The 809-nt window shown below is 42.5% G+C and carries 1 protein-coding gene; it reads left to right on the top strand.

All coding sequences use genetic code 11. The annotated features are described in order from the left end of the window. Positions 1-36 precede the first annotated feature (36 nt). The coding region (locus tag ACYVGR_RS37630; RefSeq protein WP_460966080.1) for a transposase at positions 37-809 on the top strand (773 nt) is incomplete at its 3' end.

Raw genomic sequence — 809 nt, 5'->3', positions numbered from 1 at the left:
TCAATAAACACAACAATGGGGATCATGGACAAAGCTATGATTGAAACGTGGATTTTGCCACAGTTGACAATCGGGCAACGTGGATTTGAGACAACTGTCCCTTTAACGGAGATTGTGGAATGCATTTTCCATCGGCTCAAAACCGGTTGTCAATGGCGGGAATTACCGACTAAACAATTCTTTAGTAACAAGGTGCTCAGTTGGAATTCGGTCTTTTACTACTACAATAAATGGAGTAAGGCAAACTGCTGGAAGCATGTCTGGATCAACATTTTGCGTAAAAATCTCAAGTATCTGGATTTATCGAGCATCGAATTTGATGGTAGTCATACCCCTGCCAAGAATGGCGGAGATGCCGTAGGCTATCAAGGTCGAAAGGCCTGCAATACAACGAATGCGCTGTTTTTGTCAGATAATCAGGGTATTATGCTAGCTATGTCCACTCCTCAAGAAGGCCAGCATCATGACTTATTCCAGATACAAGGGCTGTTTGATGAACTATGTACCTTACTCAAAGAGGCTGATATAAATCTTAAAGGGCTGTTTCTGAACGCCGATTCGGGCTTTGATTCATCTGACTTTGTGGTCGCTTGTGAAAAAGAGGAAATCATTGCCAATGTCAAGGAAAATCTGCGCAACTCAGCCAAGCAGGAATCTGAACCTTACGAAAGTGGTACCCACATTTTTGATGGGGAACTTTATCAAGATCGTTCAGTCATTGAGCACGCTAACGCTTGGATCGACGGCTTCAAAGCACTGTTAGTACGGTTCGAATTTTCAGTGAAGAATTGGATGAGCTTACATTTTAT

The sequence above is a fragment of the Spirosoma litoris genome (assembly GCF_054776755.1).
Note: the sequence above shows the minus strand (reverse complement) of the source record. Positions and strands in the feature narration are given on the sequence as shown.